This window comes from Glaciibacter superstes DSM 21135 (genome assembly GCF_000421145.1).
Taxonomy (GTDB): Bacteria; Actinomycetota; Actinomycetes; order Actinomycetales; family Microbacteriaceae; genus Cryobacterium; species Cryobacterium superstes.
In genome coordinates, this window is the sequence record NZ_ATWH01000001.1 from 373,919 (window position 1) to 388,359 (window position 14,441).

The following is a 14,441-nucleotide window of genomic DNA, read 5'->3' on the forward strand; positions in this document are numbered from 1 at the left end:
TCCATTGCTCGAGCGAACGAGCTCTCTGTGCGACCCGGATGCTACGGGTCGTCAACTCTTCCGCGTCAGCTCTTCGATGCGCCCTCTGTCAGGCCGGCGACGACATAACGCTGCAGGAACACGAAGGCCAGGATGACCGGGATCGCGATCACCATCGACGCGGCCATGACGTCATTCCACTTGGTGCCGAACGCGTTGGACAGTCCGGCCAGGACGACCGTGACCGGCTGCATCTCGGCATCCGTCGCCAGCGCAAGCCCGAAGACGAACTCGCCCCACGCACCGAGGAAGGTGATCGCCGCGACGGTGATGATGCCGGGGAGGCTCATGGGGACGGCGATACGGATGAACGCAGACAGGGTGGTGCAGCCATCCGTCTTCGCCGCTTCGATGACCTCATTCGGCACCGAGAGGAAGTAGGGGCGCATGATCGTGATGGCCAGCGGGATGGCGAGCGAACAGTTGGCGATGATCAGGCCCTGGTAGGTGTTGACCAGCTCGGTGTTGCTGAACAATGCGAACATCGGCAGCGCCAGGTTCACCGCAGGCACCATCTGCACGACCAGGAACAGGAGGAGGATCACGGGCACGAACCTGACCCGCAGCCTGGCCAGGCCGTAGGCGGCCGGAACCGCGACGGCGAGCGTGACGGCGGTGGTACCGGTCGCGATGATCGTCGTGTTGAGCAGCCCCCTGATCAGGTCTGAATCGCCGAGCACCGTGGCATAGGAATCGAACGACAACGGGAGAGGCAGAAAACTCGGCGGTTTCACAAAGATGTCGCCGGCGCGCTTCAGCGAGGTGTTGATCATCCAGTAGACGGGAAGCAGGTACAGCACGGTGACGATGACCGCGGGGATCGCCCGACGCTTGCGCCTGGTTTCCATCGAGGTGCTCATGAGCGCTCCTCCCGTCTGATCGAGCGGAAATAGAAGATCGAGAGGAAGATCGGAACGATCAGCAGCACTGTTGTCGCCACGGCGGACTTGCCGAACTCGAAGAAGTTGAATGCCTGGTCATAGGCGTAGATCGGCAGGATGCTGGTGGCCCCGCCCGGCCCGCCACCGGTCATCAGGAAGACCGTGTCGAACGTCTTGAACGTATAGATGAAGCAGAGCAGCGCCGTGGTCACCGTCACCGGCCGCAAGATCGGCAGGGTGATGCTGCGGAACTGCTGCCACCGGTTTGCGCCGTCGATCCGTGCCGCTTCGTAGAGGGTGACCGACACCGACTGCAGGCCGGCGAGCAGCAGGATCATCGCGAACGGGGCGAAGCTCCACGCACTGGCGATGACGACAGCAGGCAGTGCCGTGCCGGGGTTGCCGAGCCAGAAGACGTCTTCGTGGATCAGGCCGAGGCCTCTCAGGATCGTGTTGAACAGTCCATAGCTGCCGTCCAGCATCCATCGCCAGACGTTGGCGCTGACGACGGTGGGCAGAATCCAGGCGGCGAGCACCAGGGCGCGCATGTAGTTGCGGCCGGGGAAGTCGGCTGTGAAGAGAACGGCCAGCGCCATGCCGACAACCAACGACAGGGCGACCGTTGCCACGGTATAGAGCAGGGAGATGCCGAGCGAGCTCCAGAACTCGGCGCGACCGAATTGGTCGATGTAGTTGTCGAGGCCGATCCACTCTGCGCCCCCTGAGACGATCTCGCGGATGCCGACGTCGAAGAAGCTCTGGCCGATGTTGTAGATGAGCGGATAGAGGACCGTGACGATGACGAAGACGATGGCGGGCACGAGGAACCACATGTCCCTCGACAGGCGTGGCCGTATCCTGCCCGCGGAACCGGCGCGCCCGACGGGGCCCGCTGGTCGCCCAGCAGGCCCCGCGCGGCGTGGTTGACGCAGGGTGGTCACTTCGCGAGTGCCTCGTCGATGCCGGTCTGTGCCGTCTTAAGAGCATCGGCCGTCGACGACGAACCGCTCAGGCTCGCCTGCAACGCGCGCTGCACGTGGGTGAAGACGTCGTTCGAGACGGCGGCGAGGTCGCCCTCTGGGGCCCAGGCGCTCTGCAGCTGCTCGGCGAACGTCGCGCGCACCGGATCCTCCGATTCGTCTGGGACATCGTCGCGAGCAGGAAGCTTGTTGCGCTCCGGGAGATAGGTGGCGAGCTCTTCTGGCTGCTGCATGAAGGTGATGAGATCCCAGGCTGCGTCGGCGTTCTCACTGCCTTCACCGATGGTGAGATTCTCGGCAGAGAGGAAGGTCAGCTGATCCTCTGACCCCTTGGGCAGAAGCGCGACATCCCATTCGAGCTCCGGGTTCTCTTCCCGCAGTACGCTGACGTAGGTTGCCGAGTTGATCATCATTGCGGCCTGTCCGGTGGCGAACTGGTTCTTCACGTCGTCTTCGTTCCAGGTGAGAACGCCGGGGGACATCGCTCCGGAATCCGACATGGTCTTAAAGGAGTTCAGGGCCGTTTCCCCCGCCGGGCTGTCGAACTCGGCGAGGTCGCCGCCTTCGGCGAGGGTGCGGATGACGAGGCCTGTTGCCCCCTCTGCACCTTCGATGCCGCTGACGGCCAGGCCGCTCTTTCCATCGACGGCGAGCGCTGCTGCCGTCTCTTCCATCTCTGTCCAGGTGGTGGGAGGCGTCAGCCCTGCTGCGCCCAGCATGGCCTTGTTGTAGTAGACCGCGTAGGCGTCAGCCAGGTGCGGGATGCCGTAGGTTGCGCCGTCGACCTGGGTGGTCTCCCAGCTGGTCGGGAAGTAGGCATCCTGCTCGCCCCATTCATCGACCCGCTCGCTGAGGTCTTCAATCACGCCGGCGTCTGCCATCGCTGCGGTGTCGAAGGCGTTGATGAGAGCGACGTCTGGAAGGTCGCCGGCGGCCGCAGACTGGAGGAGCGTGCGGTTGAAGTCACCGAACGGGATGAAGCGCACGTCTACCGTGATGTCGTCTTGCGACGCTTCGAAGCGGTCGATGAAGTCGTAGAGCGGGCCGCCGGTGGGAGTATCAGGGTCGCCGTAGTACTGCCAGAGGGTGATCTCTGTGCCAGAACCAGAGTCGTCGGAGCCCGAGCCGTCGGAGCCTCCAGCGCTGCAGGCCGTCAGGGTGACCCCCAGCGCGAAAACTGTCGAGATGCCGAGCGCCCTCGTGAGAATGCGCGATCGTGGTGTGGAACTGCTGCGTGCCATCATTACCTCCGCGTTGAGAAACAGGACTGGTACGAGTTATCAGATATCTGACTCCTAGGAACGCTACTGTCAGATATCAGACAAGTCAAGTGAACTCCTGCCTCGGTTCCGTGCTTGCCGAATGGTCGAGTCCCTCTTTCGCTGGTCGAGCCTCTCCTAGCCGGCAAGCGCGCCCCGGAGCGCGGGTCGTCCTCCACAGTGATCGATGTCCGGCGATTCTCCACCATGCGGACCGAGCGGCGTCGACAAGGGCGTCCGTGCGGGTAGCCTCGCGGAGGATACGAGGCATCACGAACGAAGGAGAACACCGTGAGCGAAGCCAAGTTGGATCTGATCGCGAAACTGCTGGCGAAGGCCGAACAGACCACGCCGGAGGAGGCGAAGGCCCTGACCGAGCACGCCGAACGGCTGATGGTGAAATACGGCATCGAGCAAGCCCGGATCGATGAGCGACGCGCCCGCCTCGGGCAGACGCAAGAGGAGATCGTCAAGGAACGGATGCTGTTCACCGGGGCCTACGCGCGCGACATGCGCGAACTCGGCGGCGGGATCGCGCTCGCGCTTGGCACACTGAGGCCACTGCACGCTAAGCATCCTGACGGCGGATCGATCCTCTACCTCGTCGGCTACACGTCCGACGTGCAGCAGGCTCGGGTGCTCACCGCAAGCCTGCAGGTGCAGGCGATGGTCGCCATGCGGTCGTGGTGGGCGGCCGAACGCGAGGTCTACCGCTGGCACTCGGAAAGCGACAAGCGCCGCGCGCGCAGCAGCTTCGTCCGCGGTTTCGGGGTCGGCGCGGCGGGGCGCATCAGGGAGAACCGTCGCACCATCATCGAGGATGCCGGGAAGGGCACGGACCTCGTCTTGGCATCGCGCCGGGATCGAGTGGATGCCGTGGTCGACGCCATGACGACCCGACGGGCTCGCGGTCGCGGCGGAGCCGACGCCGTGTCGTTCTACAACGGGCATCGGTCCGGCCGCGAGGCGATGACGGGGGGCAAGGCCGTTGGGTCCGGCAGGGCCCTGGGGCGGTGATGGCACTGGGGCGGACGCGGGACAACTGGGGCACACCCAGCGCGGTTCCAGCCTTGAAATCTAGCCGATCCGCGAAGTCACCTTGTCACAGAAACTTGTGTCTCATCAGGTATTTTAGTGCGGAGACGGAGGGATTTGAACCCTCGGTACCCGTTAGGGTACTCCACCTTAGCAGGGTGGTGCACTAGGCCGGACTATGCGACGTCTCCTGGGCGCTCACCGAAGCAAACACACGACAGCAATCATAACTGCTCTGGGGCGTGGGTTCGACCACGCTGAACCACTACTGATCGTCGAGCGTGCGGCCCTTCGAGCAGGTGTACTCGCCGGCGGTCTGACCCGTTACCGAGTCCGGAAGCACCGTGACCGGAGCATCCGGGGTTGCGGGCGCACTCGGGTCGGCAGAAGGATCGGTAGCCGGAGCAGGGTCGGCCGTGACGGGCGCATTCGGGTCGATCGTCGCCCCGTTGCCCACCGTGCCACCGAGCTGCACCGGCTGGTCGGCCGCGATCGCAGCGAACATCTCATCGAATGCCGGCTGCAGCGGGTCAACGCCGCCTTCGGTGCTTCCGGTCGGCACTTGCAGGAAGACGACTTCGTTCAACGGGATGTCTTTCAGCGCCAGGGCGATCGACACCATACGGTCGACGTTGTTGAGGCTGTCAGACAGCGTCATGTTGCCGGTGGCCGCTTTCGCCAGCGAATACAGCTTTATCGGGTCCGCCAGCGTCTCCGCGCTCTTCACCGTCCGCACCAGCGACGACAGGAACACCTGCTGGTTGCTGATCCGGGTCAGGTCACTGCCATCACCGATACCATGCCTCGTACGCAGGAACTGGAGGGCGTCGTAGCCTTCCAGCGTGTGCTCGCCGACACCGAGGAACGTGTTCGTGTACTCGTCTTCAATCGGCTCGGCCACACAGACCGGCACACCGCCCACAGCGGTCGACATCGCCATCACACCGCTGAACTGCACCTCTGCCGCAAATGGAATCGAGAGGCCGGTCAGTGCCTCAACCGTCTTCACTGTGCAGGCCAGTCCCCCATAGGTGAGGGTCGTGTTGATCTTCTGGTTACTCATCGCCCCGAACGTGCCACCCTCGGGGTCTGGGCACTCGGGAATCGGCACATACATGTCCCGGGGAAAGCTGATCACGGAGGCATTGCTGTGGTCCTGCGAGATGTGCAACAGCATCGTCACATCGTTGAGGTCACCGGTTTCATCTTCGCCGCCGAACACTTCATCCTGCCCGGCTCGGCTGTCGCTGCCGACGACCAGCAGGTTCACGCCGCCGGCGATCGCACCGATCTGCGGAATCGGACCCTGGGTCTTCTCATTCTCGAGATGCACGCTGGGCTGCACGCTGGCCGCAACATCGTAAGTGGCCACGGCCGCGACGGATACCCCGCTCACCAGGACGACGGCCAGTGCCGCCGCGACGAACTTGCCGATGGTCTTAAACGGGTTCGACTTCTTCAGCCGGCCGTGCCTGGCAACGGGACCTGCAGCCCGTTTTCTGTTCGAGCGGGAACGTAGCTGGTCGCTCACCCGGCTCCCTTCGTGTATTTGTGCTTTCTGAAGTACTCAGCTTTCCTGAAGTATTCCGTCTTCCCGAAGCACATCAGTGCGGAGGGCGTGGGATTCGAACCCACGAGACATTTCTGCCCACCAGTTTTCAAGACTGGCTCCATCGGCCGCTCGGACAGCCCTCCCAGTTCGCGAACGAACAACGCCCGATTCTAACCGATGACACGCCCGTCAGCCTGACAGGACAATCTGAAAAGGTGCTGGAACGCCGCGGTGGTCGGTAAAAACGGATGCCCCCAATACAGGGGACGGGCCGTTACGATTCACTCCTGCTCGTCGAGACTCCGCCCGACGGTGCAGGTGTGGTCGGCGGCTGTCTGGCCGGAGATCGACGGCGGAAGCGTCACTCCGCCAGGCGCCGGATCGGCCGGTGGTGCGGCATCCGTCGGCGGTGTCTCGGCGGGCGGCTCCTCGGCAGGCGGTGTCTCGGCAGGCGGCGCATTTGGATCAGTCTGGCTGGCCTTACCGAGTTCGCCGCTCAGCGTCACCGGGGCGTCAACGGCGAGGGCATCGAAGAGGGCGGTGGCATCGTCGGTCAACGGCTCCAGGCCGTCTTCGGTGGTGGCCACCGGATACTGCAGGAAGGCCACCTTGTCCAGGTCGATGTCGGCGAGGGCCTTGGCGATCGACACCATGCGATCCGGGCTCTGCAACTCGCTCGAAAGCACCATGTTCTTGGCCGCCGCCTTGGCCAGGCTGTAGAGCTTGAGGGGGTCGGTCAGGGTGCCGTCACTCTTAATGGTGCGCATCAACGAGGACAGGAACATCTGCTGGTTGCCGATGCGAGCGAGGTCACTTCCCTCTTGCAAGCCGTAACGCGTGCGGAGGAACTGCAGGGCTTCGAGGCCTTGGAGTGTTTGCTCTCCCGCTGCGAGGAAGGTGTTGGTCTGCTCGTCCTGGATCGGCTCTGCGATGCACACCGGCACGCCACCGACGGCATTCGACATCTCGATGACACCGTTGAACTCGATCTCGGCGGCGAACGGGATGTCGAGGCCGGTCAGCTGCTGCACGGTGGCCACCGAACAGCCGAGGCCACCGTACGACAGGCTGGTGTTCATCTTGTCGGTGAACCCGCCTTCGGTTCCCGGCGTTGTTCCGTCTTCGGATGCCGGGCAGGCCGGGATGTCGACGAACATGTCCCTGGGGAAGCTCACGGCCGTCGCCGAACTGTGGTCCTGCGCGATGTGCAGCAGGATCGTCACGTCGTTCAGACGCTCGCCACGCTCTCCGTACTGCGGGTCTCCCTCACCACTGTCGCTTCCAACCAGGAGCAGGTTCACGCCTCCCTCGATCGCGCCGATCTCCGGCACCGGGCCGGCCGAATCATTCGGGAGGGCAACGCCGGGCTTCAGGCTGGACGCAACGTCCCAGATGGCAACACCGGCAACGGTGGCCGTGCTCACGAGGAGCACACTCACCGCGATTCCGAGCCACTTCAGAACGGTCTTCGCCGCGCGCGACTGCGCGAGCCGGCCGTGGCGGGCCAGCGGGGCAGCGACCGGGGGCACCCCGCTTCGTGCGGCATGATCGGCCGGGGCAGGGTTCAGCAGCCCATCGGACGGGGTATTCCCGTCTCCTGTTCCACCTGCTCGCCGTCTGTCATCTGCACGTCCCATCCCGCGAACATACAGTGCCCCCCTTAGAGGGTGCCGAGTACCCGCGCCAGCCCGTCTTCCTGCACCGAACCGGTGGTCTCATTGGCGACGGCGACCACGTCATCCGGTGAATACCCCATCGCCACCCCGCGACCGTGCTCTGCGGCCCAGGCGAGCATGTCGACGTCGTTACGCCCGTCACCGACCGCCATCACCCGCTCCCGCGGCGTGCCGAGTTCGCTGCGCACCCGCTCCAGGGCGGTTGCCTTGTTCACGCCGTCCGGCGCGATGTCGAGCCACGCCGTCCAGCCGATCGCGTAGCTGACACGATGCAGGCCCATCCGGTCGACGACCTTCAGGAAGTCCTCCATGTCATGGTCCGGAGAGATCACCACGACCCTGGTCGCCGGATGCCGCATCAATTCATCGAACGGAACGTGCTCGCTGTCCAGGCCGATCGTCGCGTCGGGGAACGGCTCTGTATAGCGGTAGAAACCGGTCTCGTCTTCGACCGCATAACGCGCGTTGGCAAGGTGCGAACGGATCGACGTCAGCACCTCGGTCGGATCGAAGGACTCCACCCACTCACGGCGGTAACCGGTCGGTGCTTCCGGATCACGATGCAGGGTGATGGCCCCATTCGAACAAACGATGAAGCGCGGCTCAATTTCCAGGCGTTCGATCACCGGCAGCGTCGCCGCGGCCGAACGACCGGTGGCGAGCATGACCTCGTGTCCTTCGGCAACGAGGCGATGCACCTCTGCCTTTACAGCGTCGCTGATCGACCCGTCTTCGTGCATGGTGGTGCCGTCGATGTCGAGAGCGATCAGCCAGGGGTCGACAGTCATGACCGACGAGGCAGCGGCTGTGTCGCTCACTGAATCGGCTCGAGAAGTTCGAGGCCGCCGAGATAGGGCCGCAGCGCCTCCGGCACGGTGACAGAACCATCGGCATTCTGGTGTGTCTCCAGCAGCGCGGCGATCCAGCGCGTGGTCGCGAGCGTGCCGTTCAGGGTGGCGACCGGCGCGGTCTTACCCGATTCGGTGCGGTAACGGATGCCGAGGCGCCTGGCCTGGTACGTCGTGCAATTGCTCGTGCTGGTGAGCTCACGGTAAGCATCCTGAGTGGGAACCCACGCCTCGATGTCGAACTTGCGCGCCGCACTCGACCCGAGGTCCCCCGCTGCAACGTCGATCACCCGGTAACTGAGGCCGAGCGACTGCAGCATGTCTTCCTGCATCGCGACCAGCCTGTCGTGCTCTGCCTCGGCATCCGTCGGCAGCACGTAGGTGAACATCTCGAGCTTGTTGAACTGGTGCACCCTGATGATGCCGCGGGTGTCTTTGCCGCCAGACCCGGCCTCGCGGCGATAGCAGGTCGACCAGCCGGCGTAACGCAGCGGCTCGGCCGAGAGGTCGAGGATCTCGTCGGAGTGATACCCGGCGAGTGCCACCTCGCTGGTGCCGGTGAGGTAGAGGTCGTCTGCGGGAAGGTAGTAGATCTCGTCTGCGTGCTCGCCGAGGAAGCCGGTGCCATCCATGATCTCCGGGCGCACCAGGGTCGGCGTGATCATCGGAGTGAATCCCGCCGCGATCGCCCGGTCGAGCGCCATGTTCATCAGGGCGATCTCGAGGCGCGCCCCGATGCCTTTCAGAAAGTAGAAGCGGGTGCCGGAGACCTTGGCACCGCGAGCCATGTCGATCGCGCCCAGCAGCTCGCCGAGCTCGAGGTGGTCGCGCGCCTCGAAGTCGAACGTCGGGGTTTCGCCGTGTGTGCGCAGCGTGACGAACTTGTCTTCGCCGCCAGCCGGCACTCCGTCGAGGATCGGGTTGGCGATCGTGCGCACGACCGTGGTGAAGCGTTCTTCCGCCTCTGTGGCGAGTGCGCTGGCCGCCTTCACCCTCGCGGCGAGAGCCTGCGCCTCGGCGACAAGCTGCTTCTTCTCCTCTGTGGGAGCCGACGCGACCTTCTTGCTGAACTGGTTCTGCTCGGCCCGCAGTGCCTCGAAGGCGGAGATCGTGGTGCGCCGTTCGGTGTCTGCCGCGAGCGCGGAATCGACAACCTCTGCGGAGGCACCGCGCGCCTCCTGCGAACGCTTAAGGAGGTCAGGGTTCTCTCGCAGCAGCACCGGATCAATCACGCACGCCAGTCTACAAGCGCCACGCTGGGCGACTTGCGAACGGCGACTTGCTAACGTTGGCCTCGTGCCAACCGAGCCGACTTCCTTCGCCGACCGGTACGCCGCCGTCGTCTACAACCCCATCAAGACCCCGCTGAAGAAGCTCCGCAAAAGTGTCAACGCCGCGGCCTCGCGCGCCGGTTGGGCAGAGACGCTCTGGTTTGCGACCAGTGAAACGGATGCCGGTCAGAACGCGACCAGGCGGGCTCTGCGGCAGGGCGCATCCGTTGTGCTCGCTGCCGGTGGTGACGGAACAGTGCGGGCCGTCGCCGAAGCCCTGCGCGACTCTGAGGTGCCGCTGGCGATCGTGCCGCTCGGCACAGGCAACCTGCTCGCCCGCAACATGCAGTTGCCGCTCGGCAGCCTCGAAGAATCGGCGAGGATCGCCTTCAGCGGCGACGAACGGGCCATCGACGTGGGGGTAGCCTCAGTCACCGGGCTCGATGGCGCCACCAGCGATTACGTCTTCCTGGTGATGGCGGGACTCGGGCTCGACGCCCAGATGCTCGCCGCCACCCGCTCCGACCTGAAACGACAGGTGGGCTGGCTGGCCTATGTCGACGCCGGAGTGCGGGTGATTCCGAAGTCTGAGCCATTCCGCATCCGTTACAGCCTGGCGGCGCGGGCTGAACGGCACGCTCACGTCAGCACCATCCTGATCGCCAACTGCGGGCTGTTGCCGGGCAATATGCAGTTCCTGCCGGATGCGGAGATCGACGACGGGATCCTCGACATCGCCGTGCTGCAGCCGAAGGGCGTGCTCGGCTGGCTGAAGATCTGGCGGCGGGTGACCTGGGAGAACGGGGTGCTGCGGCGCTCGTCGGTCGGGCGGCGGATCATCCGGCTCAACGAAGACATGAACGAACGCACGATGACGACGCTGCGCGCCGCCGATATCCGGATCGCCCTCGACATGCCTCAGGCGTTCGAACTCGACGGCGACGAATTCGGAGTGGTGCGTTCGTTGTTCCTGCGGGCAGACCCTCAGTCGCTGATCGTGAGGGTGCCGACGGGTGGGCCGGGGGTCGGGCCGGCCGCCGGTCCTGCGCTCGCCGCCGCATCCGGTGCCGTCTGACCGCTGACCGCGAGTGACGGGTGTGGGCAACTCAGGAGATAGTGCGTCGGATCCGTTGACCATCGCACTGGTCCGCGGTTGCGCGCGCACGATTTGCGAAATCTCCTGAGTTGGCCACGCTCACGGCTCGGCGATTGCGCGTTGGGCCGTGCGGCGGCGCCACTGGAGCGCCGAGAAGAACAACAGGGCGACGACGGAGAGCAGGCCGGCCCGCACCAGCGCAGGCAGGACGTATCCCGCGATTCCGATGACCTGGTCGAGAAGCTGGTAGTCGAGGGCGGCGCCTCCGAACACGCTGTACATGCCGCTCGGCGACAGTCGCATCAGGGTGACGACTATCTGACCCGCGACCCCGATACCCAGGCCGACGGTGGCGAGAATCCAGAGCGCGATCAGAGCGACGTTTCGCCGATCACTCATTCTGGTTCGGCTCCGGCCAGTTTTCCGTCCTGGGATCGGCGGCCACCGGGCGGGCAGCGCGCCAGGTCACCGCGTGCCAGAACACCAGGCCGACCAGCGTCATCGCACCGACCGAGATCATCGTCGGCGTGATCGTCCAGACCAGTTGCTGGATAATCACCTCGATCGGGATTTCGTCGGCGTTGAAGCTGCGGTTGTAGCTGCTGACGCTCGCCTGCCACTGCAGGATGACTCCGCCGACCAAGGACACCACAGCGAAAATCCAGAGGCCGACGATGAACGGGTTGCGCCGCGTCTCAGTCGCCGATGCGTCGTCGACGCGGGGGGTCTGCGGGGCGTGCCCCGCAGCATCCGTCGCCTGCGCTTCACCCTGCCCCGGATCCCGCCCGGATTCGTGGCCGAGCCGTGAGCTGAGCACGTTCCCATCGCTTGGGAGCGTGCTTACTTCACGGTTCGACGATGATCTTGATGATGGTGGGCTGACCGGGTCTGCGGGGTGAGAACGCTCGGCACGGCGGGCACGGCGGGCACGACGGGCCGGACCAGCGGATGACGCCGGGTCGTAGCCGCGCTGGAAGACCGGGTTGTGACGCGGGTCGAAGGTCGGCTCATCACCATCTGTGCCTGCCTTCGGATCGGTGCCACCGGCATCCGTCATCGGTCAGCACCTCCAGGGCAGGTCATGCTTCCGGTTCCCCGCCGAGGATTCCGCGCAGCCAGTCGCGCGCCTCGATGAAGATCTCGTCGTCGTAGCGCGAGGTGAACTCGATCGGCTGCTTGTCTGCCCGCGGATACGAGCCGAGGAACTGCACCTTCGGACTGAACCGGCGAAGCCCGAGGAGCGCGTCGGCCATGCGCTCGTCTAACACGTGCCCGTCGGCGTCGATCACGAACCGGTAGCGGCCGAGTGCATCGCCGATCGGCCGCGACTGGATCAGGCTCAGATTCACCCCACGGGTGGCGAACTGCTCAAGCATGTCGAGCAGCGCACCGGCGCGGTCCTCCGGCAGCTCGACGACGAGGCTCGTCTTGTCGGCACCGGTCGGGGCTGGAATCGATGTGGTGCGCGCGACCAGCACAAAACGCGTGACGGCGTTGGGGTTGTCACCGATATCTTCCGCGAGCACGACGAGGTCGAGTCGACTCTCGATGCCCGGCGGGGCGATCGCAGCGTCCGCCGCCGCGTTCTCGAGCAGGGTCGATGCTGCAGTCACGTTACTGGTCGCTGGAATGTGGCCGTGATCGGGCAGCGCGCTTTCCAGCCACAGGTGGCACTGGGCGTAGGCCACAGGGTGGGCATTGATGGTGCGCACGTCGTCGAGCGTCGTGCCGCGCCTCGCGACCAGCACAAAATTCACGGGAACCAGATATTCACCGATGATGCGGAGGCCAGGCACGCTGGCGAGCGCGTCCTGGGTGGCGGAGACACCGCCATCGACCGAGTTCTCGATCGCGATCATGGCGGCGACACTACGACCATCGGCGACATCCGCCAGCGCCTCGCCGACATTGTTGACCGCCCGCCACGCTCTGCCCTGCGCCTCCGGCACCTGCGCGAGGGCCGCCTCGGTGAACGTACCGGCGGGCCCGAGGTAGCTGTAGGTGTCGGTTCCATCGTTGATTCCAGCGGAGTGCGGCGACGTTTCTGGCATGGCTGCCAGCCTAGTGCGAGAGGTCTATCTCAGCGTCAGCTGTCGGTGCCAGACTGGGGTCATGAACGAGCGCGCGGGAACCCCAGCCCAGGAATCAGATCTCATCGATGTGCACGCCCTCATCGCCGCGTATTACGAGTTGAAACCGGATGCCGCGGTGCCCGCCCAGCGCGTGGCCTTCGGTACGTCTGGACACCGAGGAAGCTCCCTGAACACCGCCTTCAACGAGCACCACATCGCGGCGACAACGCAGGCAATCGTCGAGTACCGCGCGGCACAGGGAATCACCGGGCCGCTGTTCATCGGAGCAGACACCCACGCGCTCAGCGCCCCGGCGTTCACCACCGCCCTTGCCGTGCTGGTCGGCAACAGCGTGCGCGTGCTGGTCGACGAGTTCGAAGACTTCGTGCCGACCCCCGCCCTCTCGCACGCGATCCTGGCCTACAACCGGGCCGGGTACGACGACCAGGCCGACGGCATCGTCGTGACGCCGAGCCACAACCCGCCGTCAGACGGCGGCTTCAAGTACAACCCGCCGCACGGTGGCCCGGCCGACAGCGACGCCACGTCGTGGATCGCCGCGCGCGCCAATGAGATCATCGCTGGCGAGATGCACGACGTGAAAATGAGCGAGCCGAGCGCCGTCGAGACCTATGACTTCCGCGGACAGTACGTCGACGACCTCGAGAACATCATCGACCTGAAGGCGATCAAGTCCAGCGGCATCCGCATCGGGGCAGACCCGCTCGGCGGAGCGAGCGTCGGCTACTGGGGCGCGATCCGCGACCGCTACGAGCTCGACCTGACCGTGGTGAACCCCGACGTCGACCCGACGTGGCGCTTCATGACGCTCGACTGGGACGGGAAGATCAGAATGGACCCGTCCAGCCCGTCTGCCATGGCATCCGTTCTCGCCCACAAAGACGACTTCGACATTCTCACCGGCAACGACGCCGACGCCGACCGGCACGGCATCGTCACCCCAGACGCCGGGCTGATGAACCCCAACCACTTTCTCGCCGTGGCGATCGACTATCTCTACAGTCACCGCGAAGGCTGGCGAACGGATGCCGCGGTCGGCAAGACGCTCGTCTCGTCGACGATGATCGACCGGGTCGCCGGTTTTCTCGGCCGGGAGCTGTGGGAGGTGCCGGTCGGATTCAAGTGGTTCGTGCCCGGCCTCATCGACGGTTCGGTCGCGTTCGGGGGCGAGGAGAGCGCCGGGGCGAGCTTCGTGCGCTTCGACGGCACAGTGTGGACGACAGACAAAGACGGCATCCTGCTGGCGCTGCTGGCCGCCGAAATACTCGCCGTGACCGGCAAGACGCCAAGCCAGCGGTACACAGAGCTCGCCGAGCACTTCGGTGCGCCATCGTACGCGCGCATCGACGCGCCTGCCACGCCGGAACAGAAGGCGGCGCTCGGCAAGCTCGACGGCGACGCGATCAGCGCGACCGAACTGGCCGGCGAGAAGATCACGGCGAAACTCAGCCGTGCGCCCGGCAACGATGCGCCCATCGGCGGGGTGAAGGTCGTCACCGACAACGCCTGGTTCGCCGCGCGACCGAGCGGCACCGAAGACGTCTACAAGATCTACGCGGAGTCGTTCAAGGGCGAAGAGCACCTCGCCCTGGTGCAGGCAGAGGCCAAGGCCATCGTCGACGCCGCGATCGCCTGAGCTTCTGCCACCGGACCCTCTGTCCCCTGCCTTCTGTCCCCTGATTCGGTTATTCGCTCCGATTGGGTCTTTGTG

The 14,441-nt window shown here is 65.2% G+C and carries 13 protein-coding genes and 2 tRNA genes; 3 read left to right on the forward strand and 12 right to left on the reverse strand.

The features are described 5' to 3' along the window. Window positions 1–65: 65 nt before the first annotated feature. From K323_RS0101830 to K323_RS0101840, 3 genes are all read right to left on the reverse strand, one after another. Complete coding sequence (locus K323_RS0101830; protein WP_022883585.1) at window positions 66–899, reverse strand: carbohydrate ABC transporter permease; 834 nt, start codon at window positions 897–899, stop codon at window positions 66–68. Further along, window positions 896–1,741: a carbohydrate ABC transporter permease gene (locus tag K323_RS23745; RefSeq protein ID WP_169515596.1), complete on the reverse strand. Its 846-nt coding sequence runs from the start codon at window positions 1,739–1,741 to the stop codon at window positions 896–898. Before K323_RS23745 ends, K323_RS0101830 begins: the two co-directional genes overlap by 4 nt. A gap of 116 nt (window positions 1,742–1,857) precedes the next feature. After that, window positions 1,858–3,141: an ABC transporter substrate-binding protein gene (locus tag K323_RS0101840; protein ID WP_022883587.1), complete on the reverse strand. Its 1,284-nt coding sequence runs from the start codon at window positions 3,139–3,141 to the stop codon at window positions 1,858–1,860. Window positions 3,142–3,450: 309 nt separating this feature from the next. Between K323_RS0101840 and K323_RS0101845 the strand changes: the two genes are divergently transcribed. Further along, complete coding sequence (locus K323_RS0101845) at window positions 3,451–4,176, forward strand: DUF2786 domain-containing protein (RefSeq protein WP_022883588.1); 726 nt, start codon at window positions 3,451–3,453, stop codon at window positions 4,174–4,176. Between the two features lie 120 nt (window positions 4,177–4,296). Here K323_RS0101845 and K323_RS0101850 read toward each other — a convergent pair. The 6 genes from K323_RS0101850 to serS all read right to left on the reverse strand — a co-directional run bounded on the left by K323_RS0101850 (window position 4,297) and on the right by serS (window position 9,502). Next, window positions 4,297–4,385: transfer RNA gene (locus K323_RS0101850), tRNA-Ser, on the reverse strand. A 74-nt stretch (window positions 4,386–4,459) separates the two neighbouring features. Next, window positions 4,460–5,725, reverse strand: coding sequence for an LCP family protein (locus K323_RS0101855; protein ID WP_022883589.1), 1,266 nt, complete (start codon window positions 5,723–5,725; stop codon window positions 4,460–4,462). Window positions 5,726–5,804: 79 nt separating this feature from the next. Continuing rightward, a tRNA-Ser gene (locus K323_RS0101860) sits at window positions 5,805–5,889 on the reverse strand. 138 nt (window positions 5,890–6,027) lie between these two features. Further along, window positions 6,028–7,383 (reverse strand): LCP family protein, encoded by a 1,356-nt coding sequence (locus tag K323_RS23750; RefSeq protein ID WP_084696971.1) that lies wholly within the window; start codon window positions 7,381–7,383, stop codon window positions 6,028–6,030. 23 nt (window positions 7,384–7,406) lie between these two features. Further along, window positions 7,407–8,210: an HAD family hydrolase gene (locus K323_RS0101870; protein WP_026851105.1), complete on the reverse strand. Its 804-nt coding sequence runs from the start codon at window positions 8,208–8,210 to the stop codon at window positions 7,407–7,409. Between the two features lie 26 nt (window positions 8,211–8,236). Continuing rightward, window positions 8,237–9,502 carry a serine--tRNA ligase gene (gene serS / locus K323_RS0101875; protein WP_022883592.1) on the reverse strand — a complete coding sequence of 422 codons (1,266 nt, stop codon included), beginning with the start codon at window positions 9,500–9,502 and terminating at the stop codon, window positions 8,237–8,239. A 64-nt stretch (window positions 9,503–9,566) separates the two neighbouring features. Here serS and K323_RS23755 point away from each other — a divergent pair, with 64 nt between their 5' ends. Further along, window positions 9,567–10,616 (forward strand): diacylglycerol/lipid kinase family protein, encoded by a 1,050-nt coding sequence (locus K323_RS23755; RefSeq protein ID WP_022883593.1) that lies wholly within the window; start codon window positions 9,567–9,569, stop codon window positions 10,614–10,616. Between the two features lie 120 nt (window positions 10,617–10,736). Here the strand turns inward: K323_RS23755 and K323_RS0101885 are convergent, their stop codons facing one another. From K323_RS0101885 to pheA, 3 genes are read right to left on the reverse strand one after another with little or no spacing between them, the layout of a single operon-like run. Beyond that, window positions 10,737–11,036 carry a hypothetical protein gene (locus K323_RS0101885; RefSeq protein WP_022883594.1) on the reverse strand — a complete coding sequence of 100 codons (300 nt, stop codon included), beginning with the start codon at window positions 11,034–11,036 and terminating at the stop codon, window positions 10,737–10,739. Continuing rightward, window positions 11,029–11,694: a hypothetical protein gene (locus tag K323_RS0101890; protein ID WP_022883595.1), complete on the reverse strand. Its 666-nt coding sequence runs from the start codon at window positions 11,692–11,694 to the stop codon at window positions 11,029–11,031. The genes K323_RS0101885 and K323_RS0101890 overlap by 8 nt, the downstream gene beginning before the upstream one ends. Before the next feature lie 22 nt (window positions 11,695–11,716). Beyond that, the gene (gene pheA / locus K323_RS0101895) at window positions 11,717–12,688 is read right to left on the reverse strand and encodes a prephenate dehydratase (RefSeq protein ID WP_022883596.1); all 972 of its coding nucleotides are present in this window, start codon (window positions 12,686–12,688) and stop codon (window positions 11,717–11,719) included. A gap of 61 nt (window positions 12,689–12,749) precedes the next feature. On the opposite strand from pheA, the gene pgm reads away from it, so the two are divergent. Continuing rightward, on the forward strand, window positions 12,750–14,366 hold the full coding sequence (gene pgm, locus K323_RS0101900; RefSeq protein ID WP_022883597.1) for a phosphoglucomutase (alpha-D-glucose-1,6-bisphosphate-dependent): 1,617 nt from the start codon (window positions 12,750–12,752) through the stop codon (window positions 14,364–14,366). Window positions 14,367–14,441 lie beyond the last annotated feature (75 nt).